This window comes from Nocardia sp. NPDC049190, assembly GCF_040648115.1.
GTDB lineage: Bacteria > Actinomycetota > Actinomycetes > Mycobacteriales > Mycobacteriaceae > Nocardia.
The window spans coordinates 108,318-129,773 of sequence record NZ_JBEZDE010000018.1 but is presented as its reverse complement, the minus strand read 5'-3'; the positions used below and the strand labels follow the sequence as shown (position 1 = coordinate 129,773).

Below are 21,456 nucleotides of genomic sequence, written 5' to 3'. Positions count from 1 at the left end.
GCTATCCGCCGGCGAACGGCGGAAGCACGTCGACCTGGGCGCTCAGCGCGACACCCGGGTCGCGGGTGAGTTCATCACCGATCAGGTAGGCACAGACCGACAGCATCTCGTCCAGGTCAGGTCCATACGTGGCGGACAGCGCGGTGCGGAGATCGGCCACCGTGGCGCCCGCCGGGAACTCGAGATTCTCGCGGTCCTTGCCCACGGCGTCGGCGATCGCGGCGAAGTAGCGGACCTCAACCACCGATGGCTCCCATCGTCCGTTCCGGTGGCACGAAGTCTTCGGCGTCGATACCGTGGCCTGCCCATTTGTTCCACATCGCGCCGCGCCAGATGGTCGCCAGTTCGTCGTCGCCGGCGCCGGAGCGCAGTGGCTGGCGCAGATCGAACTCCTCGTCGCTGAACAGGCAGGAGCGCAGCATCCCGTCCGCGGTGAGGCGCGTGCGGTCGCAGGTGTCGCAGAACTTACGGGTGACCGTCGCGATGATGCCGACCGCTGCGGGACCGCCGTCGACCAGCCACTTCTCGGCCGGGGCCGAGGGGTCGCCGCGATCGGTCGCGGTGAGGTCGAAGTGAGCGCCGAGCACGTCGAGCAGCTCGGCGGCGGTGACCATGTTGGCGCGGGCCCACTCGTGGTCGGCGTCGAGCGGCATTTCCTCGATGAAACGGAGTTCACACCCCGCGTCCAGGCACCATCGCAGCAGATCCGGTGCGCCGGAGAGGGTTTCGCGCATCAACACCGCGTTCACCTTGACCGGGGCAAGGCCGGCGGCGCGTGCGGCGCGGATGCCGGCCAAGGTGGAATCGAGCCGGTCCCGTCTGGTCAGCTTAGCGAACCCGGCCCGGTCGACGGTGTCCAGCGACACATTCACCCGGTGCAGCCCGGCGGCGGCGAGCGCGTGCGCGCGGTGCTCCAGCCCGACCCCGTTGGTCGTCATGGCCAGCGGGATCTCGGGCACTCGTTGGTGACAGCCCGCGATGATCTGCTCCAGATCACGGCGCATCAGCGGCTCGCCCCCGGTGAAGCGGACCTCGCGCACTCCGAGTTCGCGCACCGCGAGGGCGACCAGTCGCACGATCTCGTCCGGGGTGAGCAGCTCGTGGCGGGGAATCTCCGGCAGCCCTTCCTCGGGCATGCAGTAGGTACAGCGCAGCGAGCACTTCTCCGTGATGGAGACGCGCAAATCGCGGGCGACGCGCCCGAAACGATCCAGCAAGTAGGGGGTATCGGGACGGCCGTCGAGCGAGGGACGCCTAGCACGCACGGCGGGAATCCCGATCTCGACCAGAGTCACACGTCCATTATGACCGCCTTCCGCGAATCGGCCGCGTGCCGAGGACCGAAACGCCCACCCGAGCGACGGAGTGAGCGTGAACTCGGCAGCGGCACGCGGCATACCGAGCCCGCGGATCCGCACCGGTCAGCGCGGGCGCAACGCCGCTGACATCGGCGATAGGCTGACTCGTATGCCCCCTCGGCCCGCCAACGTCTCGGCCCGGTCCGTCGATGACTACCGCGACAGCATCGAACAGCTGTTGCGTCCCTTGGCCGCGCGCGTGGTCGAGTACGTCGCGGTGCCGGAGGCGTCGGGTCGGCAACTGGCCGAGGACACTCGGTCGCCGATCGACCTTCCGGTATTTCGCAACTCGGCGATGGACGGATACGCCGTGCGCGCGGAGTCGGTCGTGGTCGCGCCCGTGACGCTGCCGCTGGCAGGCGTGGTCGCGGCCGGCGCTCCCGGCCGGACGCCACTGCCGCGCGGCGCCGCGGTGAAGGTGATGACCGGCGCTCCGCTCCCGCCCGGCGCGGATTGTGTGGTTCCGGTGGAGGACGCGGACGCCCATGGCGACAAGGTCACTATCGGACGCGGCCGCCATGTGGGCGAGTTCGTCCGGGAACCCGGCACCGACGTGCGGCGCGGTGAGCTGCTCGTCGCCGCGTGTACCACGCTGGCACCCCGACACATCGCGGCGCTCGCCGCGGTCGGCCTGGCGAAGGTGCCGGTGTTCGCCGCGGTGCGCGCCGCGGTCATCACCACCGGTGATGAACTGGTCGCCGCGGGCAGCGTCCTGCGCCGCGGACAGATCTACAACTCCAACGGCATCGCGCTGGCCGCGGCGCTCGCCGCGAACGGCGTCACGGTCGTCTCGGTGGCGCACAGCACCGACGATCCGGCCCGGTTCCGTGCGCTGCTGGCCGCCGCGACCAGCGCCGCCGATGTCGTGTTCACCTCCGGCGGCGTGTCCAAAGGAGACTTCGAGGTGGTCAAGGAGGTTCTCGAACCGCTCGGCGGGGAGTTCGGCTCGGTCGCGATGCAGCCGGGCGGACCACAGGGGTCGACCGTGGTCGACGGTGTTCCGGTGCTCAGCTTCCCCGGCAACCCGGTGAGCACGATGGTGTCGTTCGAGGTGCTCGCGCGCCCCATCCTGCGCCGCCTCGTCGGGCTGCCCGAGGTCGACAGCTATGAGCTTCCGTTGCGCACCGCCGTGCCACGCTCGCCCACGGGCAAGCGCCAGTTCCTGCGGGGCAAGTTGATCCGCGCGCAATCCGGCGAACCGACCGCGTCGACTCGGCATCCCACGGCGGTCGAGCTGGTGTCTGGGCCCGGCTCGCATCTGGTGGCGAGCATGGCATGGGCCGACGCGCTGGTCGATGTACCGGCCGAGGTCTCCGCGCTACCCGCGGGAGCCATTGTGCGAGTGTGGTCCCTATGAGTGAGCTGTCCCATGTCGACCGGGAAGGCCGCGCCCGCATGGTCGACGTCAGCGCGAAGGCCGAAACCACCCGGATCGCCGTTGCGGCAGGTGAGCTGCGGACCACTGCCGAGGTGGTCGCGCTGATTCGGGCCGACGACCTGCCGAAGGCGGACGTGCTGTCCACCGCGCGCATCGCGGGCATCGCGGGTGCGAAGAAGACCTCGGAACTGATTCCGCTGTGCCACCAGTTGGCGCTGTCGTCGGTCCAGGTCGAGTTCGGTTTCGCCGAGACCGCGATCACGATCCAGGCGACCGCGAAGACCACGGGACCCACCGGTGTGGAGATGGAGGCGCTGACCGCGGTCGCGGTGGCCGGGCTCACCCTGCACGACATGGTCAAAGCGGTCGACCCGGCGGCAACCATCACCGCGGTGCGGCTGCTCACCAAGGAGGGTGGCAAGCACGGACGTTGGGAGCGTCCTGTCGCGGAAGAAAGCGACGAGGTCGGATCGCGGCGGCGCGAGGACGAAAAGCCTTCCCCAGAAGAGCTTTCCGGCTCGGATACGCCGGCCGAAGCCATCGATCACCCTGGCCGCGGACTCGGCGAGGACGTCCGCACGGCCGCGGTCCTCGTCGCGTCCACCGGCGCCGCGGCGGGGACCCGGGTCGACATCACCGGCCCGATCCTCGTGGAATGGCTTACCGGGCTGGGCTTTTCGGTACGCGGCCCGCTGGTCTACGCGGACGCCGATATCGACGTCGGCTTGTCCGACGCGCTCCGGTTCGCGCCGGCGCTGATGGTCACGACCGGCGGGACCGGACCCTCCCCCACCGACGCCACCCCGGAGGCCACCCTCGCGGTGCTCGACCGCGAATTGCCCGGCGTGGCCGAGGCGATCCGGCAACGCGGCACTGCCAAGTTTCCGCTCGCCGCACTGAGCCGTGGCGTGGCCGGGCTGGTCGGCCGCTCGGTGATCGTGAACCTCCCCGGATCGCCCGGCGGCGTGCAGGACGGCATCGCGGTGCTGGAACCGCTGCTGGATCATCTCCTCGCGCAAGTAGCCGGAGGCGGCAGTCATGACAACGCCTGAGGCGACCGTCCGGCTCGCTCGGATCAGCGATCAGCCCCTCGACCCCGCCGAAGTCGAGGCCGCGGTGTCCGGACCGCACTACGGCGCGGTCGTGGTGTTCACCGGCAAAGTCCGCGATCATGATGGCGGACAGGCGGTTTCGACCCTGGAATACTCCGCGCACCCCCAAGCGGAGCGGTTCATGCGCACAGTATGCGCGGAACTGGCCACCACTTACGGCCTGCCCGTGGCCGCGGTGCACCGCGTCGGCGCGCTGACCATCGGCGACCTCGCGATCGTCGTCGCGGTCGCGTCCGCCCACCGCGCCGAGGCATTCGCCGTGTGCGCGGAATTGGTGGATCGGATCAAACGCGAGGTGCCGATCTGGAAGCGCCAATTGTTCGCCGACGGCCTGTCGGAATGGGTGAACGCCTGCGGGTGACCTTCCCGTCACACAGACCTCACGACGAATCAATACGGTGGGTATAGCGTGTCTGCGCGGGATTCGTCGCACGTGCGGCAGGAGGACGCGATGGGAACCGATCAGGTTCTGCTGCACCGATTCGTCATCTCGCAACTCACCGCGGCCGGTCTCGATCGCGACTGTTTGCTCCGGGAGACCAGGCTGCCCGAATGGACCATGGCGGGCCACGACCTGCACCTGCCGAGCCATACTTTCTCCCGGTTGTGGGAGGTCGGTGAGTACGAACTCGGCGACCCGGACATCGCGCTGCACGTGGCGAGCCGTTACAGCGGTCACCACCAACCACCGATTCGATCTGGTGGTGGGCAACGACAGGGAGGTGACGCTCTCGCTGGACATGATCGACGGCGAGGGCCGCGGTCGCGAACTCACCCAGTTGTGGGGTCTGTGCGCCGTGCTCAGCAGAGCACGCCGCGTGCTGCGCGCGCCGCTGTATCCGCTGCGGGTCGCGCTGCGCCAGCCAGCGCCCACCAGGACCGATACCTTCCGCGCGGTATTCGGTACCGCCGCACTCGCGTTCGACGCACCGGTCGACGCTATGACCTTCCGTGCCTCGGATATGGACCAGCCGATGACCACCAGCGACCCGGTACTCGCCCGGATTCTGCAACCATTGGCCGACGCCCTTCCACCACCGCCGCCATTGGCCACCGCGTGGCCGGAGCGCGTCGCGGCGGCGCTGGCCGCGGCCCCGGCCGACGGCGACGCCTCGCTCGACCGGGTCGCGCGCAGACTGGCCACCAGTCCGCGCACGTTGCAGCGACGCCTGAGGGAGGCCGGAACGACCTGGCGCAGGGAACTGGATCGCGCACGCGGCGCCCGGCTGACCGCGGCGGCCGCCGCCGGAACGCTCAGCCGGGCACGCCAGGCCGAGATTCTCGGTTACGCGGACGCCGGCTCGATGCGGCGGGCAGCGCGGCGGTGGTCGGCGGCAACGCACGCATCTCGCGGCGATCGGATGGACTGAGCGGTCACTGTTCGAGGAAGCGCGCGGCGATCTTCCAGAACGTCCCACCCTCGAAGGCGCGGAAGTCCCAACCGTTGGCGACGGCATGCGATTCGGCGACGATAGCGGGAACGTCGAAGTCATAGCGTGTCGCGGTGCCCTTGGCTTCCAGCACTTCGATCACGTAGGCGGTGGCCGTCTCCCAGATGTCCGGCACGGAAACTCCCCTCGGTTCGCAGGACGATACGATCGGTCACGGATCGGCTGCGCAGCGGCGCCACGCGCGACAGCCCTTACGACACGGCGCACACGACAACAGTCTCGTGAGCCCTCCCTCGCGCCGCCAGCACCGAACGCGCCAGTTCACGACCAAACGCGCCAACCTGGCGCACTCAGTGCGGCGTGTAGCGCCAGACGACGAGCATGGTCTGCGGATCGAGCGGATCGGCGGCGATGTGCACGGTGTCGTGCAGGCGGGCGAGGACGGTATCGGTATGCAGCCCCGCCCCGATCAACACCAACTGGGCGCCGCGGGATCCGGTGCGCGCCCAGCTGCCCGGTTCGAAGACGATGTGGCGGCCGACCATGTGCAAGCCGAATTTTCGTCGTTCGTCGGCGACACCGAATGCGGCGAATCCCTTGGCCCGGAACAGCCCTGGCGGCGGGTCTTCCAGGAAACCGATCAGCCGGCGCGGGTCCAGGTCTCGTTCGGTGCGGAACGAGACGCTGGTGTAGCCATCGTGCAGATGACGGTGCTCAACGTGGTCGTGGTCGACGGCATGGTCGGCGAGCAGTTCGTCGAAGCTCAATTGTTCCGCGACACGCGGCTTCTCGCGCAGCGGTTCGTCGAACAGCAGTCCTGGATCGATCCGGCCGTGGGTGGTCGCATACACCGGCGCCGGACCGACGAGTTCCGCGATGTCGGCGCGCAGTCCGGCCAGTTGTTCGGCGGACACCCGGTCGGCCTTGTTCACCACGACCAGATCGGCCAGTCGCAGATGCGTGATCAGCTCGGGATGGCGGGCGCTGCTGTCCGGGAACTGTTCGGCGTCCACTACTTCCACCAACCCGCCATAGCGGATGCGTGGGTTGTCGCTGCCGACCACCATCCGGATGAGGTTGCGCGGCTCGGCCAGACCGCTGGCCTCGACCACGATCACGTCGATCTTTGCGCGCGGCTGCGCGAGCCGGGTGAACAGCTCGTCGAGCTCGGTGACGTCGACCGCACAGCACACACAGCCGTTACCCAGCGAGACCATCGCGTCGACCTGCCCGGCGACGAGCATCGAGTCGATGTTGATCGCACCGAAGTCGTTGACCACCACCCCGATCCGGGTGCCCCGGTTGTTCCGCAGCAAGTGGTTGAGCACCGTCGTCTTCCCGGAACCGAGAAACCCCGCGACGAGCACAACAGGAATCCGGTCAGCCATTCCGCTTACCCTAGTGCGCGTCGCCGCAGGAAAAGCCGGCCGCCACCCTCGAACTGACGAGGATGGCGGCCGATGGGTTCGGTGCGCGAACTAATTCAAAGCACTGAGAAGTGCACCGGCCAGGGCATTGGCCATACTGACCAGCTCCGAGGTGAGAACGGAGTCGTCGATGCCCAGCGACCTGGCAAGCGGCGCCAGCTGCTGAATGATCGCCGCGACGAAATCGCCGGCGCTTGCCTGCCCACTGGGCGACTGCTGGGTTCCTGGAATGCCCGGTACCGACTGCACACCGGGCGTGCTCGGTGACTGGGTGGAACCCGGTGTGCTCTGCGACTGCGGAGTGCCCGGCACGGCCTGCGCCTGTGGTGTACCCGGCGCCGTGCCCTGCGGCGAACCCGGCGCTACCCGAGCCTGCGGGACGCCGGGCACCGTGCCCTGCGGAGTACCCGGTACCACCTGAGCCTGCGGGACGCCGGGCACCGTGCCCTGCGGAGTACCGGGCACCACCTGAGCCTGCGGCACACCGGTCCGCAGAGAATTCGGGGCAAACGCCGGCTGGTCCGATCGGGCACCCAGATGCGGTACACCCAGCAGGTAGCCGACCAAGCCGGTCGTGATCGCGATGGCGTGCCGCAGCTGCCCCTCTCCGCTCTCCAGCAGAGCCGCGTCCTCGGGATTCGCGCCATTGCCCATCTCGAGGAAGACCTGGGGCACAGCGGTCAGGGCGGGTCCGGCGATATCGGCGCGGGTCTGCAGCCCGTCCACCACGCCCGCATAGTTCGCCGCGGGGAAGCCGGCCTGCAGATAGGCGTCGCGCACCGCCTTGGTGACGGCGAGTCCTGGTCCGGACTGAACTTGATCGACGGTCGCGTCCGGGATCGGCAGCGCCGGGATGATCGCGTGGAAGCCGCGATACGCGGCAGGTGCGCTGTCGGCGTGAATGCTCACCGCGATGGCGGCGCCGGACTGATTCGCTGCGCGCGCCCGCTCATCGATGCAGCCACCCCAGCCGGTGTCGTCCTGGCGGCTGAGCACCACGTTCGCGCCCAACGTCTCCAGCGAGACCTTGACCAGCTGCGCGACATTCCAGTTGATGGTGTGCTCAGGAACGCCGTTCACCGTGGTCATGCCGGTGGTCTGGCACTCCTTCGTGCCACCGCGGCCGTCGCTGACCTGTCTGGTCAGGTCCTCCGAGTGGTTGGGCCCCTGGTGGCCGGGATCGAGAAACACGGTCTTGCCGACGAGCCTGCCCGCGAAGTCGGGCAACGCCGGCGCGGCACCCGCGGTGCTCGGGAGCAGTCCGGACAGCGTCATTGTTACCGCGGCCGTGACGGCGGTGCAGATACCGGCCTTGATGATGCTTGGCTTCATGTGCGGTCGGCGCCCCGGGACGGGGCACCCCTCCCTTCCCACTAGTAACACCAAACCCAGTGGTTTACTCTGGCAACGTCCGCACCAGCAAGCAAGGCACGTTATCGAACTGATACCAAGAGAGCCCCCCGAGAGCCACCCCACCACCGCGGCTCCCCTCCCTCCACCACCTCGCAGATGCTGCCCCTAACCGTCGAGAGTCATCGACAGTAGTCAGACGGTGGTTGACCGGCGCTTGGGTCGCCGCCTTGTGACTACGTTGACAAGTCGGTCGAGGTACGAGGTGGACGCAGGGTTCGGCGGTCGGCGATCAGCTGGGAGCTTTCGGGGATGGGTGCGCGGTCGCGGGGAGCCGACTCGGCAGCGTATGGGCGCTGCCGCGCGAGGGGTTCTGGATGCCGGACCAGCTGTAGAAAGCGGTGTTCGGGTTGTTCACGCACCGATCGGGAGGCGACGAAGGGACCGGAGGGCGTAGTGCACCCGGGTCTTCACCGTCCCCACGGGCACACCGAAGTCGGCGGCGACTTCCTGGTAGGCCCGGTCTCGCAGAATCACCTCGGTCACGGCCTCACGCTGGGCGATGGGCAGCCGGTCCAGCAACTGCGCCACCAACAGGCCGTCTACCAGGCCATCAGTGAAGTCGGGGTGGGCATATCGTGAGTCGGCCAACTCACCGAATTCGTCCCAGCCGGCATCCCCGGGCCGCGCGGCCCGTGCTCGCGCCATGTCGATGACGACGTTGCGCTGAATCGCCAGCAGCCAGGTCCGGACCGCCCCCTTGGATTCGTCGAACAGCACGCATGAGCGCCAAGCGCGCAGCAGGGTTTCCTGCACCGCCTGCTCGGCAAGCCCGGAATCCCCGAGGGACCGCAGAGCCCGCCAGTGCAGCAGCGCCCGCTCAGTGGTCAGTACGGCCGCCAGACCGTCATCCGTACACAACCGAGCACAACGCAGGCCACACGGAACCGAGCGCGCCTGCTCGACGCCGAAGGCAGACCGAGCATCTCTCATATAAGGGGTATCGCCCGGAATGGATCCGATGACAACAGTCCTAGCTATTTAGTTATACGTGCACACCGAAATCTCGATTCGGACACAACGACCAGAGGGGTTCTGGTAGATCTGGCCGCGAGGATTCGCGGGTCCCTGATCAGCCGCGACCCGGCGGTAGAACACGCACAGTCGAGGAGAAACATCGCCATGCGGGCAAGCAGGCTCCTGATCGCAGGGGCTACCGCCTCCGCGGTGACCGTATTCGGACATTGGACGGCAGCGGCCGAACCCCTCACCACTATGCCGGGTGACGGCCTCTACCTGGTCGGGGTCGACATCGTCCCCGGTGTCTGGGAGGCAGCCGGCACCCCTGATCCGGCCCACGGATGCGATTGGCGCAGATTGTGGAAGGTCGAGGGCGACAACACCGACATGCGGAACATCATCGCGAACAACTTCACCCGCTCGAGCCCGGTGCGGGTGGAGATCAAACCGACCGATGTCGCGTTCAAGACCGAGAACTGCGGTCCGTGGCGGTTGCTTCCCCCACCGCCGCGTACCGGGTCGTTCGGCGGCTGAGCCGTGCTGGACCGATCCGGTCACGTATCGACTCACGTTCAACAAAAGTAGGGTCGGCCACATGACGAGGACCAGGATTCTGATCACCGGCGCCAGCGCCGGGCTGGGCGCCGCCATGGCGCGGGACTTCGCGCGCAAAGGCCGCCATCTCGCGTTGTGCGCTCGTCGGCTGGACGCGCTCACGGCGCTGCGCGAGGAGCTGATCGCCGCCCATCCCGGCATCGTCGTGGCAGTCCGTGCGCTCGATGTCGACGACCACGCGGCGGTGCCCCGCGCATTCGGTGAGCTCCGCGACGAACTGGGCGGATTGGACCGGGTGATCGTCAACGCGGGAATCGGCAAGGGCGCGGTGATCGGCAGCGGCAGGCCCGGGGCGAACCTCGCCACCGTGACAACGAACTTGGTCAGCGCACTGGCTCAGGCCGAAGCCGCGCTGGAGATCTTCCGCGCACAGCACTCCGGACATCTGGTCCTGGTCTCCTCGATGAGCGCGGTACGCGGACTGCCCGGCAAGAAAGCGGCCTACTCGGCGAGCAAGGCCGGCCTTGCCGCGCTCGGCGAGGCGCTGGCTACCGAGCTGGCCGGCTCGCCGATCGCGGTCACCACGCTGTTGCCGGGATTCATCGCCACCGATATGGCGGCGCGGGCAGGCGACACACGGATGGTCGCACCCTTGGACAAAGGAGTCACAGCGATGATCGCCGCCATCGAGAAGGAGCGGCGGCGCGCTTGCGTGCCGGCGTGGCCGTGGCGTCTGATCGATCTGGTGCTGCCGCACCTGCCCGATGCGGCGGTATCGCGGATGAGTTGAACCAGGCACGCCGGCCGGCCCGCGCTACCGCCGTAATTCGCCCAGAAGGTACGTTGCGGGGTCCGGCGTCAACTCACTTCACCAACGTGAATTGCATGACATCGATATGACCGCTGCGGAAATGCGCCGCGGCGCCGGTCAGGTACTTCATGTAGCGCTCGTAGACCTCTTCGGAGGTGATGGCGATCGCCTCGGCACGGTGCTTCCGCAGCGCCGCGGCCCAGTGGTCGAGCGTGCGCGCGTAGTGCGGCTGCAGCTCCTGGATCTTCTCCGTGCCGAACCCGGCGCGTCCGGCGAGGCGAGTCACCTCCGCCGGCTGTGGCAGTTGTCCGCCGGGAAAGATCTCCCGCTTGATGAAAATGTGGAACAGCGCGTCGTCCCGGGTGACGGGGATATTCATGCGTCGTAGGTCGCTGAGCGTGTGGCCGACGATGGTGTGCAGGAGCATCCGGTCATCCGGCGCCAGGATCCGGTGACATCGCTCGAAGAATGCCTCGTAGCGCTCACGCCGGAAGTGTTCGAAGGCGCCGATGCTGACGATCCGGTCAACGGCGTCGTCGAACTCCTCCCAGCCCTGCAGGCGAACCTCCGCGCCCGCGATGCGATCCCGGTCGATCCTGGCCCGCACGTATTCGTACTGGTTTCGACTGAGCGTGAGCCCGACCACCTTCGCCCCGTATTCCGTGGCGGCACGCACCATCGTTGCGCCCCAACCACATCCGATATCGAGCAAAGTCAGGCCGGGCCGCAGGTCGAGCTTGCCGAGCGCCAGATCGATCTTGGCGCGCTGCGCCTGTTCGAGCGTCATGTTCGGACGCTCGAAGTAGGCACAGCTATAGGTCATCGACGGATCGAGGAACAGCGCGTAGAAGTCGTCGGAAACGTCATAGTGCGCCTGCACCTGCCGATAGAACGGCTGGAGGTCGTTCATCACGTTTCTCCTGTTCATCGGGTCATACGCTGATTCGAGCGGGCAGGGCGCTTTAGTTCACGGTCCGCGTCCACCGATACCGAACCGTTGTGGGCCGGCTCCGCCTGTCCAGCTCTCGTGGCGGCGGGTACTCCTTCCGCCCGAATTTCGAGGTCCCCACCTCGACGATGCGTACCTCGTTCCGAACCGATGATCCGGCGACGTCACCGGCACAGCGCAATTCGACCCCGGATCGGAGCTGCCCGCCACCCGGACAGCAGGCGCTCGATCCGCTGCCGGAGGCCGGCGTAAGGCCGAGAAGTACGCGGACGGCCCCGACGTGGTTGGCCAGCGGCGCAGGGACACGGGCCGTGCCCTCGGGCACGTTCCGGGTGACATCGCCAGTCGAGAAACGACTTTCGTCGTCGACGTCTCGTCCGCAGTCGAGCTCGTCGTGCCGACACCGAGGACCATTACCTCCGGGGTAATCGACGCGGCGCGCGAAAGTCGGGCAGGATCCCGTGCATGATCGATGCGACGGGTACATCGCTGTTCCACCAGACCATGCCGTTCACCGAACGACTGGGCATCGAGGTACTCGAGCACCGGCCTGAGCTGGTGCGCAGCCGGCTGGCCTGGGATGAATCACTGTGCACCCTCGGCGGGGCGCTGCACGGCGGGGTGCTGATGTCACTGGCGGATGCCACTGGCGCGGTATGCGCTTTCCTGAACTTGCCGGAGGGAAAGCAAGCCACCACCACAGTCGAGTCGAAGACGAATTTCTTGCGCGCCGTCCGATCCGGTTATGCCCGTGCGTCCTCGACCCCGCTGCATGCGGGCCGCTCGTTCATCGTGGTCGAGACCCTCATCCACGATGACGCGGACAAGCTGATCGCGAAAGTGACCCAGACCCAAGCCGTGCTGTAGCCCGGCACCCTATGGATCATCCAGGCGCACCGTCGACGGGCGGCCGGATCCTGGCCGGATCCAGAAGCCGCCGCAATCCATCGCCACCGTGACGCCCACCTCCGGTGCGCGCGAATGAGTCCGCCGCGCACCGTGACGGTGCGTGGCGGGCTCATTCGGTCTCAGCCGACGAGGACCACCGCGCAGGCCGACACGAAGACGATGTGAACGAGCGTGCGCAGCGACAGCGGCATGGTCTTGATTCCCAGGTCGGCTCGTGCCGCGCGAACGTTCGCCGGGAACATCACCACCAACAGCGCGATCAGGCAGAGGGCGGCGAGATCGGCGGTCGCCGGGATCAGCAGACCGACCCCGCCCGCCAGTTCCAGCACGCCGGTCAGCGTCACCAGCGTGGGCGGGTTCGGCAGGCGCGGCGGCACCATCGCGATCAGTGCGTCGCGGCGTGGCTGCGCGAAGTGCGCGCTCGCCGTCAGAACGAACATCGCGGCCAGCCCGAGTGCGACCGCGTGCGGCCATGAACCGAGCCAAACGATATCGGTGAGCCACCCGATCAGCCGAGCCGATCCTGTGACGACGGCGAGAACAATCAGCGGTGCCATCGGGGTCTCCTGTGCATTCAACTCAAATCTTGACAGTGGAAAGATTAGCGACGTCTCGCCAAACTTGTCAATGACTAGATAATCCGCCACTATCGACTGATGGCAAAGACCGGCTACCACCACGGCGATCTGCGGGCAACGATCCTGGCCACGGCCGCCGAGCAGATCGCGACCCAAGGTGTCGACGCCGTCTCCTTGCGTGACCTGGCGCGACACGCAGGGGTCTCGCACGCGGCGCCCGCACATCACTTCGGCGATCGAGCGGGACTGCTCACCGCGCTGGCCACCGAAGGCTTCGACCTACTGACCGAACAGCTCGACCGGGCCGCCGGCGATTTCCTGGAGGTCGCGGTCGCCTACCTCCGATTCGCCCGCGAACACCCCGGGCATTTCGACGTGATGTACCGGCACAGCCTGTTGCACGCCGACGACCCGAATTTGCAAGCGGCACGCGCACGTTCGGGAGCTGCGCTACGCTCCGGAGTCTCCGCGCTGCAGCAGGGGCGGACCGGAGAGCACCAGCAGGCGACCCAACTCGCCGCATGGTCGCTGGTGCACGGCTTCGCCTCACTGTGGCGCGAAGGGGCGCTGGACAGTTCCGCGTTGGCCACCGATCCCGACCCGGAGGCCATCGCGCGCCGGATGCTGTCCACCATCCGGTTCGACTAGACCGGAGGCCCGCCCACGGCGGGCCGCCACAATGTTATGTAGAGGACCTGGAAGGAGTAGGCGGCCATCATGACGTGGCTGCCGTCGACACATGGATATCCACGCCTACCCAACCGAGGCGGCGACGCCGGTGGACCAGAGCGAGGCGCACCGAATCGCTCGCCGCTACCTCTCGAACGACGACGACGCGGCTCGCGGAATCACCCACCGAATCACCGAATTCGACACCTGCTTCGTCGTCGTCGCGGTCTTTCCTCGGTCCCGATCCACCGATCCGAACGTCCCGATGGTGGTCGTCGGCGGCTCGGTCTGTGTCATCGACAAGCCCACCGGTGCGGTCTCCTTCTGGCCCACCTACCCGGCCGACCTGGTCGCCGAGCAGTACGCGGCCGCACTGCGGGACGACCGCCTGGTCATCGAGGACGACTGGCCGGAGGAGGACGACGAGTCCTCCGAGGCCGTGTGACGAGGCCCGACCGGATGCTCTCGCCATCCCGGTCGACGCCCGGCCCATGCGGCCTGATCAGTCCGTCAGCTGCGCCGGAAGACCCGCGGGAGGCGGCTGGACCGCCTCGGGAACCTCGGTGCCACGCAGAGACGTTCCAGCGGTCTCACGCAGGAAGAACCAGGCCACCAGGCCGATCAGCGAGGCGCCGACCATATAGGCGGCCGGGAACAGTGCCCAGTCGGTCGTTTCGATCACAGCCTCGTTGATCAGCGGGGCGGTGCCGCCGAAAGCCGCGGTGGACACGTTGTAGGCCAGGGCAAAGCCCGCGTACCGAACATGCGTCGGGAAGATGGCGGGGAAGGTGGAACTGATCGTCGACAGCTGCGGCACGTAGAGCAGGCCGAGCACGATGAAACCGATGATGGCCCACCCGGTCCCCTGGCCCATCAGCCAGTACATCGGCAGCGCGAGCACCGCGAGACCCACCAGCGAGAACAGCCACATCGGACGACGGCCGACACTGTCGGACAGCCGCCCGAAGAACGGTAGCACCACCATCATCACCAACTGCCCGACCAACATCATCGCGGTGGTGGCCGACTCGCCCATGCCGATCGTGTTCTGCAGATAGGTGGGCTGGTAGGTGAGCAGCGTGTAGTTCACCACGTTGAGTGCGACGACCAGCCCGCCCAGCGTGAGCGTCTCGCGCCGGTAGGTGGTCACCACCTCGCGCAGACCACCGGGCGGATGCTTGTGCTCGGCGACTTCGCTGAACACCGGGCTCTCATCGAGCTTGGTCCGCAGGTACCAGCCGGTCAGACCGAGCGGAACGGCGAGCAGGAACGGGATGCGCCAGCCCCAGTCGTGCATGGCGTCCGAGCCGAACGCGAGCTGGCAGGCCAGCACCGTCGCGGAGCCGCCGACGAACCCGCCGAGCGTGCCGAATTCCAGGAAGCTGCCGAGGAAACCGCGCTTGCGATCGGACGCGCACTCGGCCAGATATGTTGCGGCGCCGCCATATTCACCGCCGGTGGAGAACCCTTGCACCACGCGCAAGGCGATGAGCAGAATCGGCGCGAACACACCGATGGTCGTGTGCGACGGAAGCACGCCGATGGCGCCGGTGGCAGCGGCCATGAGCAGAATCGTGGTGGCCAACACGGCTTTTCGGCCGATCCGGTCACCCAGCGGTCCCCACACCATGCCGCCGAGCGGACGAAGCACGAACGAGACCGCGAAGCCGAGCATGGTGCCGAGGGTGCCCAGTTCGCCGGGAAAGAAAGCGTCGGTGAGGTATGTCGCGGTGGCGGCGTAGACACCGTAGTCGAACCATTCGGTGGCGTTACCCATGGCGGAGGCCGCTACGGAACGCCGCAGCGCGAAACCCTCCGCGGTCTGCGCACCGGCCTGGTCTTGCGCACTGGTCCGGTCGGTCACGTGTACGTCCTCTCCAGCCCGTCCACGGACCTCGATTCGTTCCACTCCAGCGCCTGACAACCAAAAGGTCCGGCACGAAACCTACCGATACCCCGTTTCGTCGCAGACAAACAAGCGTAGACCGCCGTACGCCAGAAAGCGGATGCTCTGATCTGCGACGACTTCACATATGTGATGCCAGTCACATATGCCGAAATCCGAATGTATCGATGCCCACGCAACCCCGCGGCAGCGTCAGGCACCGGTTCGACAGAGCCGTTCAATTACGCCCGAGCATGGCGGCGATACCCGCCGCGACCTCGCCTGCCAGTGCGGCGCCGACCGGTGCGTGCCTACTCAGCAACCGGTACCACATGACCCCGAACGCAAAGTCGACCACCAGGTCCAGCGACACGGTCTCGACCAGATCGCCCGCCTCGACGCCCTGCCGCAGCATCGAGCGCAGTGCGGCACGGCGCGGCCCGATCACAGTGTCCTGCAATCGCTTCGAAAGCGCGGAGTCGCGCTGCGCATCGGCCATCAGGCCGATCAGAGCCTCGCCCGTCACTACGCGCGCGAACTCATAGGTCGCCGTGAGCAAGCGCTCGATGTCGGCGAGGATCTGCGCGGAATCCGCCGAGACCTGCAACGCCGCGTGCTCGGCAGCGAGGTCGGTGAGCGCCTCCATCAGCACTGACGCCTTGTCCGGCCACCAGCGGTAGACCGTCTGCCTGCCCACGCCTGCCGCGTCCGCAATCGCCTTGATGGTCAGATCCTGGTAGCCGTCCCGCTCACACAGCTCCAGCGCCACACGCAGGATCGCCCGCCTGGCCTCCGCACTGCGCGGGCGGCCTCGAGTTCCGGTCATGCGCAGACTTTACAAGACACGATGCCTCGTTTATATTTCGATACATAGTGGTTCGAAAATCAGGAGGATGTTGTGCGCAACCGAGTCGTCATCGTGGGCGGTACGTCGGGCATCGGCCTCGCCACCGCCCGCAGGCTCGCGTCCCACGGGCGGGAGGTGGTCATCGCCGGGCGCAGCGCGAAGAAACTCGCCACCGCCTTGGCCGCACTCGGTCCTGAGGTCACCGGGCAGACCGTCGATGCGCGGGACGAGGCCGAGTTGGCCCGATTCTTCGCCGAGGTCGCGCCGATCGACCACCTGGTCGTCACCGTGACCGGGCCATCGGGCACCACGCCGTTCCGCGAACTCGGACTGAACCATATCCAACAGCACATCGACGGCAAGCTACTGGCACACACCGCCGCGATGCGGGCCGCACTGCCCTATCTGCCGACGGAAGGCTCGATCACCCTGGTGTCGGCCGCCTCGGCCGGCGGGTCCATGCCCACCACCGCGGCACTCGCCGCGGTGAACGCCGGCGTGGAGGGAATGGTTCCGGTGTTGGCCGTCGAACTGGCGCCGCTGCGAGTGAACGCGGTGTCTCCGGGCGTGATCGACACCGACTGGTGGAGTTTCCTGCCCGACGATGCCCGCGCCGAAGCGTTCGACTCGATCGCCGCGTCCACGCCGGCCGGACGAGTGGGGAACGCCGACGACGTAGCGCACGCGATCGAGTTCCTTATCGACAACTCGTTCACGAGCGGAATCGTGGTGCGCGTCGACGGCGGCGCTCGGCTGGGAGCACCCCGGTAGGACTTGCCCAGGAGCGAAACCGCCGGTCCTCGAGCGAGGACCGGCGGTTTCGGCATTACAGCGGCGTCACGTACGCGCCGGCGATGCCACCGTCCACCAGGAACTGGGATGCGGTGATGAACGAGGAGTCGTCACTGGCGAGAAAGGCGACCGCGGCGGCGATCTCCTCCGGCTCGGCGAAGCGCCCGAGCGGCACATGCACCAAACGACGCGCCGCCCGCTCGGGGTCCTTGGCGAACAACTCCCGCAAGAGCGGGGTATTCACCGGCCCCGGGCACAGGGCGTTCACCCGGATTCCGTCGCGGGCGAACTGCACGCCCAATTCCCGGCTCATCGCCAGCACTCCACCTTTGGAAGCGGTGTAGGAGATCTGCGACGTCGCCGCGCCCATGACCGCGACGAACGACGCCGTGTTGATCACCGAGCCCTTGCCGCGCTCGAGCATCTGCGCAATGGCGTACTTACTGCACAGGTACACCGAGGTCAGGTTGACCTCCTGTACACGACGCCAGGCCTCGATACCGGTGGTCAGGATCGAATCGTCCTCCGGCGGCGAGATGCCCGCGTTGTTGAACGCGATATCCAGCCCGCCGTAGGTGGCGACCGCGGTCTGGAACAGCGCCTCGACCTGCGCCTCTTCGGTAACGTCTACCTGGACGTAACGCCCGCCGACTTCCGCGGCGGCGGCCGAGCCCGCGGTGGCATCGATATCCGCGACGACGACCTTCGCGCCCTCGGCGGCGAAACGACGGACTGTGGCCAGACCGATACCGCTTCCACCGCCCGTGACGACGGCGACTCGATCCTGTAAGCGCTGCAACGTATCTCCTGTCGGATGCGGTGGGGTCACTCGGTGGCGAGGAAGACGTTCTTGGTCTCGGTGAACGCCAGCGCGGCGTCCGGCCCGAGCTCACGGCCGAGGCCGGACTGCTTGAACCCGCCGAACGGCGTCCAATACCGCACGGACGAATGCGAATTCACCGAGAGATTGCCCGCCTCGACACCGCGCGAGACACGCAGCGCTCGGCCGACATCACCGGTCCAGATCGAACCGGACAGGCCGTAGTCCGTGTCGTTGGCGATCCGGACCGCGTCGTCCTCGTCCTCGAACGGCAGCACCGCTACGACCGGACCGAACACCTCCTCGGTGAGCACCCGCTCGGTGGGCGAGCCGGGCAGCACTACCGTCGGTGGATACCAGAATCCCGGCCCCTCGGGTGTGCTCCCGGTGAACGCCACCGTGGTCGACGACTGCACGAATCCCGCGACGCGTTCCCGATGCGCGGCCGAGATCAGCGGCCCCATCTCGGTGGTCTCATCGGCCGGATCGCCGACTCGCACGCCCTGCACCGCCGGCTCCAACAACTCGAGAAATCGGTCGAACACGCTGCGCTGCACGAGGATCCGGGAACGCGCGCAGCAGTCCTGCCCCGCGTTGTCGAACACGCCGTAGGGCGCGGTGGCGGCCGCACGCGCCAAGTCCGCATCGGCGAACACGATATTCGCGCTCTTGCCGCCGAGCTCGAGCGTCACCCGCTTCACCTGCCTGGCGCAGCCCGCCATGATCTGCGTACCCACCTCGGTGGAACCGGTGAACACCACCTTACGAACCGCGGGATGGGTGACGAAACGGTTGCCCACCACCGATCCCTTGCCGGGCAGGACCTGGAACACGCCCTCGGGCAGCCCCGCTTCCAGCGCGAGTTCCGCCAACCGGATCGCGGTCAGCGGTGTGAGTTCGGCGGGCTTGAGCACCACCGTGTTCCCCGCCGCGAGCGCGGGTGCGAATCCCCAGGCCGCTATCGGCATCGGGAAGTTCCACGGAACGATCACACCGACCACGCCGAGCGGCTCGTGGAAGGTGATATCGACGCCGCCCGCGACCGGAATCTGCTGGCCCAGAAGCCGTTCCGGCATACCGGCCGCGAAGTGCAACACGTCCCGGACGTTGCCCGCCTCCCAGCGCGCGTTGCCGATCGTGTGCCCGGCATTGGCGACCTCGAGCTGTGCGAGCCGTTCCGAATCCGCGTCGACCGCCTCGGCGAACCGCCGCAGCAGTCGGGCACGATCACCCGGCGCGACCGCACGCCATGTGGTCGAGGCTGCGGCGGCCATGGCGATGGCGGCGTCGGTCCGCGCCTCGTCGGCGAGCTCGACGGTCGTCAACACCTGCTCGGTCGCCGGATTGATCACCTGCGCAGTCGTCACGCGCTCCGTTCCCTTCGATAAGTCGCCGCTGCGTCGACCAGTGCCCGGACCAATCGGCGGTCGGCGCTGTCGACCTCCGGATGCCATTGCACGCCGACCAGGAACGAACCGTCCTTCGCCTCCGCCGCCTCGATCGTGCCGTCGGCGGCGCGCGCGGTGACGACCAGGCCGTCGGCGAGCCGATCGATGGCCTGGTGGTGGTGGCAGCTGACCTTCACCTCCGGACCGGCCAGTTCCGCGACGCGGCTGCCCGCGGTCGTCAGCACGCGGGTGACGGAGAACCCGCCGGCGCTGCCGGAATGCTCCTCGTGGCCGATGACATCGGGTAGGTGCGGGATCAAGGTGCCGCCGAAGGCCACGTTCACCAATTGGAGCCCGCGGCACACCGCGAGGATCGGCAACGCGGCCGCGCGCCCCAACTCGAACAGACCGAATTCCGATTCGTCGCGATCCGATCTGGTACCAGGCGATTCGACCGCGGGTCCGCCGTAGCGAGCGGGATCGATATCGGCGCCACCGGTCAGCACCAACCCGTCGAGCAGCCGCACCAGCCCCGGCGTGGGCACCCCGGCGGGCGGCAGCAACACCGGGATCCCACCTGCCTCCGTCACCATGGCGACGTAGGCATGCGGCAACACCGCGCTGGGCACATCCCAGTCATTGAAGCGCGTCTGTTCCACATATGTCGGCAGGCCGATTACCGGACGTTCGTCCTCAGAGCCGTTCGAAACCACGGATACGCTCCCAGTCGGTGATCGCGGCGTCATAGGCGTCCAACTCCACCCGGGCCGCGTTGCGGTAGTGCTCCACGACATCATCACCGAACGCCGCACGAGCCACCGTGCTGTCCCCGAACAGTTGAGCGGCCTCGCGCAAAGTACGCGGCACATGCGGCCGCTGCGAGTGGTAGGCGTTGCCGCGGAATTCCGGTTCCAGCGCAAGCCCGCGGTCGATGCCGTGCAATCCGGCCGCGATCAGCGCGGCGACGGCCAGATACGGGTTCACGTCTCCGCCGGGAACACGGTTCTCCATCCGCAGCGATTGATCCTCACCGACTACCCGGATCGCGCAGGTCCGATTGTCCCGCCCCCACGAGACAGCCGTCGGCGCGAAACTGCCCGGCACGAATCGCTTGTAGGAGTTGATATTCGGGGCGAACAAGTAGGTGAATTCGCGCAGGCAGTCCAGCTGGCCCGCGACGAAGTGCCGCATCAGCGCCGACGATCCGTCAGCGCCATCGCCCGCGAACACCGGCTTATCCGCATCGTCGCGCAGGCTCAGATGGATATGGCACGAATTTCCCTCGCGCTCATTGTATTTCGCCATGAACGTGAGACTGCGACCCTCCTGCGCCGCGATCTCCTTCGCGCCGGACTTGTAGATGCTGTGGTTATCGCAGGTCACCAACGCGTCATCGTAACGGAACGCGATCTCGTGCTGACCCGGAGCACACTCACCCTTGACCGATTCGACATACATTCCGGCGCCGTCCATCTCCTGACGGATACGCCGCAGCAACGGCTCGATCCGCGCGGTCCCGAGCAGCGAGTAGTCGACGTTGTACTGGTTGGCGGGGGTCAGCCCGCGATATCCGGCGTTCCCGGCCGCCTCGTAGCTGTCGTCGAACACCAAGAACTCGAGCTCGGTGGCGACGAACGCGCGCAGACCTCGTTCGGCCAGCAGATCCAGTTGCCTGCGCAGCACCTGCCGCGGCGAGACGGCGACCGGGCGCCCTTCCGGCACCACCTGCTCGACGTCACACAGCACCAGCGCCGTACCCGGCCACCACGGCACCGACCGCAGCGTGTGCAGATCGGGCCGCAGCACGAAATCCCCGTATCCGGTTTCCCACGACGACATCGCATATCCGTCGACGGTCGCCATGTCCACATCCACCGCGAGCAGGTAACCGCACGCCTCGGTCGCGTGCTCGATCACCCCGTCCAGAAAATATCGTGCCGAGCAGCGCTTCCCCTGCAATCGCCCCTGCATGTCGGTCATCGCGACGAGGACCGTGTCGATTTCCCGCTCGTCGACCCGGTCCCGCAATTGCGCCATACTCAGCATTCCGCTTCGCATCCACGACCCCTCTCGACACCAACCGTGCCCACGCTAGAGCAACCGGAGATGTTGTGCGACGGGACACACAAATCCGGAATCGGCGCCGCATCGCACGAGGCAGCGGCAACCCGCGACCACGCCCGACGACCCTGGCGGGACAGCGGGCGCCAACTCCAG

General features: G+C 67.5%; 24 protein-coding genes. 10 read left to right on the top strand and 14 right to left on the bottom strand.

Features of this window, described 5'->3' with window-relative positions:
• Window position 1: 1 nt before the first annotated feature.
• Together AB0B25_RS17780 and moaA are read right to left on the bottom strand one after the other, a co-directional pair.
• The gene (locus AB0B25_RS17780) at window positions 2-244 is read right to left on the bottom strand and encodes a MoaD/ThiS family protein (RefSeq protein ID WP_357180264.1); all 243 of its coding nucleotides are present in this window, start codon (window positions 242-244) and stop codon (window positions 2-4) included.
• Window positions 237-1,295: a GTP 3',8-cyclase MoaA gene (moaA, locus tag AB0B25_RS17775; protein WP_357180261.1), complete on the bottom strand. Its 1,059-nt coding sequence runs from the start codon at window positions 1,293-1,295 to the stop codon at window positions 237-239. Before moaA ends, AB0B25_RS17780 begins: the two co-directional genes overlap by 8 nt.
• A gap of 172 nt (window positions 1,296-1,467) precedes the next feature.
• On the opposite strand from moaA, the gene glp reads away from it, so the two are divergent.
• The 4 genes from glp to AB0B25_RS17755 all read left to right on the top strand — a co-directional run bounded on the left by glp (window position 1,468) and on the right by AB0B25_RS17755 (window position 5,218).
• Entirely contained in the window at window positions 1,468-2,715 is a 1,248-nt protein-coding gene (glp, locus tag AB0B25_RS17770) for a gephyrin-like molybdotransferase Glp (RefSeq protein ID WP_357180297.1), read from the top strand.
• Entirely contained in the window at window positions 2,712-3,788 is a 1,077-nt protein-coding gene (gene moaCB, locus AB0B25_RS17765; protein WP_357180258.1) for a bifunctional molybdenum cofactor biosynthesis protein MoaC/MoaB, read from the top strand. Before glp ends, moaCB begins: the two co-directional genes overlap by 4 nt.
• Window positions 3,775-4,209 carry a molybdenum cofactor biosynthesis protein MoaE gene (locus tag AB0B25_RS17760; RefSeq protein WP_357180255.1) on the top strand — a complete coding sequence of 145 codons (435 nt, stop codon included), beginning with the start codon at window positions 3,775-3,777 and terminating at the stop codon, window positions 4,207-4,209. Before moaCB ends, AB0B25_RS17760 begins: the two co-directional genes overlap by 14 nt.
• A gap of 256 nt (window positions 4,210-4,465) precedes the next feature.
• Window positions 4,466-5,218, top strand: a complete 753-nt coding sequence (locus AB0B25_RS17755) for an AraC family transcriptional regulator ligand-binding domain-containing protein (protein WP_357180252.1) — start codon at window positions 4,466-4,468, stop codon at window positions 5,216-5,218.
• A 4-nt stretch (window positions 5,219-5,222) separates the two neighbouring features.
• Here AB0B25_RS17755 and AB0B25_RS17750 read toward each other — a convergent pair whose 3' ends face one another.
• The 4 genes from AB0B25_RS17750 to AB0B25_RS17735 form a co-directional block, all read right to left on the bottom strand.
• Window positions 5,223-5,414, bottom strand: a complete 192-nt coding sequence (locus tag AB0B25_RS17750; protein ID WP_357180250.1) for a hypothetical protein — start codon at window positions 5,412-5,414, stop codon at window positions 5,223-5,225.
• Window positions 5,415-5,589: 175 nt separating this feature from the next.
• The gene (locus AB0B25_RS17745; protein ID WP_357180247.1) at window positions 5,590-6,627 is read right to left on the bottom strand and encodes a CobW family GTP-binding protein; all 1,038 of its coding nucleotides are present in this window, start codon (window positions 6,625-6,627) and stop codon (window positions 5,590-5,592) included.
• Window positions 6,628-6,717: 90 nt separating this feature from the next.
• On the bottom strand, window positions 6,718-7,998 hold the full coding sequence (locus AB0B25_RS17740) for an N-acetylmuramoyl-L-alanine amidase (protein ID WP_357180245.1): 1,281 nt from the start codon (window positions 7,996-7,998) through the stop codon (window positions 6,718-6,720).
• A 432-nt stretch (window positions 7,999-8,430) separates the two neighbouring features.
• Window positions 8,431-9,009, bottom strand: a complete 579-nt coding sequence (locus AB0B25_RS17735) for a sigma-70 family RNA polymerase sigma factor (protein WP_357180242.1) — start codon at window positions 9,007-9,009, stop codon at window positions 8,431-8,433.
• Between the two features lie 189 nt (window positions 9,010-9,198).
• Between AB0B25_RS17735 and AB0B25_RS17730 the strand changes: the two genes are divergently transcribed.
• Together AB0B25_RS17730 and AB0B25_RS17725 are read left to right on the top strand one after the other, a co-directional pair.
• Window positions 9,199-9,570, top strand: a complete 372-nt coding sequence (locus AB0B25_RS17730; protein WP_357180239.1) for a hypothetical protein — start codon at window positions 9,199-9,201, stop codon at window positions 9,568-9,570.
• A gap of 61 nt (window positions 9,571-9,631) precedes the next feature.
• On the top strand, window positions 9,632-10,381 hold the full coding sequence (locus tag AB0B25_RS17725; RefSeq protein ID WP_357180236.1) for an SDR family oxidoreductase: 750 nt from the start codon (window positions 9,632-9,634) through the stop codon (window positions 10,379-10,381).
• A gap of 73 nt (window positions 10,382-10,454) precedes the next feature.
• Here AB0B25_RS17725 and AB0B25_RS17720 read toward each other — a convergent pair whose 3' ends face one another.
• Window positions 10,455-11,312 (bottom strand): cyclopropane mycolic acid synthase family methyltransferase, encoded by an 858-nt coding sequence (locus AB0B25_RS17720; RefSeq protein WP_357180233.1) that lies wholly within the window; start codon window positions 11,310-11,312, stop codon window positions 10,455-10,457.
• A gap of 504 nt (window positions 11,313-11,816) precedes the next feature.
• On the opposite strand from AB0B25_RS17720, the gene AB0B25_RS17715 reads away from it, so the two are divergent.
• Window positions 11,817-12,218, top strand: coding sequence for a PaaI family thioesterase (locus AB0B25_RS17715; RefSeq protein ID WP_357180230.1), 402 nt, complete (start codon window positions 11,817-11,819; stop codon window positions 12,216-12,218).
• A 161-nt stretch (window positions 12,219-12,379) separates the two neighbouring features.
• Here the strand turns inward: AB0B25_RS17715 and AB0B25_RS17710 are convergent, their stop codons facing one another.
• Entirely contained in the window at window positions 12,380-12,817 is a 438-nt protein-coding gene (locus AB0B25_RS17710; RefSeq protein WP_357180294.1) for a DoxX family protein, read from the bottom strand.
• Between the two features lie 99 nt (window positions 12,818-12,916).
• On the opposite strand from AB0B25_RS17710, the gene AB0B25_RS17705 reads away from it, so the two are divergent.
• Together AB0B25_RS17705 and AB0B25_RS17700 are read left to right on the top strand one after the other, a co-directional pair.
• Window positions 12,917-13,486, top strand: a complete 570-nt coding sequence (locus AB0B25_RS17705; RefSeq protein ID WP_357180227.1) for a TetR/AcrR family transcriptional regulator — start codon at window positions 12,917-12,919, stop codon at window positions 13,484-13,486.
• Between the two features lie 91 nt (window positions 13,487-13,577).
• Window positions 13,578-13,952, top strand: coding sequence for a hypothetical protein (locus tag AB0B25_RS17700; protein WP_357180225.1), 375 nt, complete (start codon window positions 13,578-13,580; stop codon window positions 13,950-13,952).
• Between the two features lie 57 nt (window positions 13,953-14,009).
• On the opposite strand, the gene AB0B25_RS17695 is transcribed toward AB0B25_RS17700, so the two are convergent.
• Together AB0B25_RS17695 and AB0B25_RS17690 are read right to left on the bottom strand one after the other, a co-directional pair.
• On the bottom strand, window positions 14,010-15,284 hold the full coding sequence (locus AB0B25_RS17695; protein WP_357180291.1) for an MFS transporter: 1,275 nt from the start codon (window positions 15,282-15,284) through the stop codon (window positions 14,010-14,012).
• 346 nt (window positions 15,285-15,630) lie between these two features.
• On the bottom strand, window positions 15,631-16,218 hold the full coding sequence (locus AB0B25_RS17690; RefSeq protein WP_357180222.1) for a TetR/AcrR family transcriptional regulator: 588 nt from the start codon (window positions 16,216-16,218) through the stop codon (window positions 15,631-15,633).
• A 72-nt stretch (window positions 16,219-16,290) separates the two neighbouring features.
• On the opposite strand from AB0B25_RS17690, the gene AB0B25_RS17685 reads away from it, so the two are divergent.
• Window positions 16,291-17,010, top strand: a complete 720-nt coding sequence (locus AB0B25_RS17685) for an SDR family oxidoreductase (RefSeq protein ID WP_357180220.1) — start codon at window positions 16,291-16,293, stop codon at window positions 17,008-17,010.
• Window positions 17,011-17,065: 55 nt separating this feature from the next.
• Here AB0B25_RS17685 and AB0B25_RS17680 read toward each other — a convergent pair whose 3' ends face one another.
• The 4 genes from AB0B25_RS17680 to AB0B25_RS17665 are packed head-to-tail and all read right to left on the bottom strand — an operon-like array spanning window position 17,066 to window position 21,297.
• Window positions 17,066-17,830: a 3-oxoacyl-ACP reductase gene (locus AB0B25_RS17680; protein ID WP_357180217.1), complete on the bottom strand. Its 765-nt coding sequence runs from the start codon at window positions 17,828-17,830 to the stop codon at window positions 17,066-17,068.
• A 26-nt stretch (window positions 17,831-17,856) separates the two neighbouring features.
• Complete coding sequence (locus AB0B25_RS17675; RefSeq protein WP_357180215.1) at window positions 17,857-19,218, bottom strand: aldehyde dehydrogenase family protein; 1,362 nt, start codon at window positions 19,216-19,218, stop codon at window positions 17,857-17,859.
• Entirely contained in the window at window positions 19,215-19,952 is a 738-nt protein-coding gene (locus tag AB0B25_RS17670) for a gamma-glutamyl-gamma-aminobutyrate hydrolase family protein (protein WP_357180213.1), read from the bottom strand. The genes AB0B25_RS17675 and AB0B25_RS17670 overlap by 4 nt, the downstream gene beginning before the upstream one ends.
• A complete protein-coding gene (locus tag AB0B25_RS17665; protein ID WP_357180210.1) occupies window positions 19,933-21,297 on the bottom strand; it encodes a glutamine synthetase family protein in 1,365 nt (454 codons plus the stop codon). Before AB0B25_RS17665 ends, AB0B25_RS17670 begins: the two co-directional genes overlap by 20 nt.
• Window positions 21,298-21,456 lie beyond the last annotated feature (159 nt).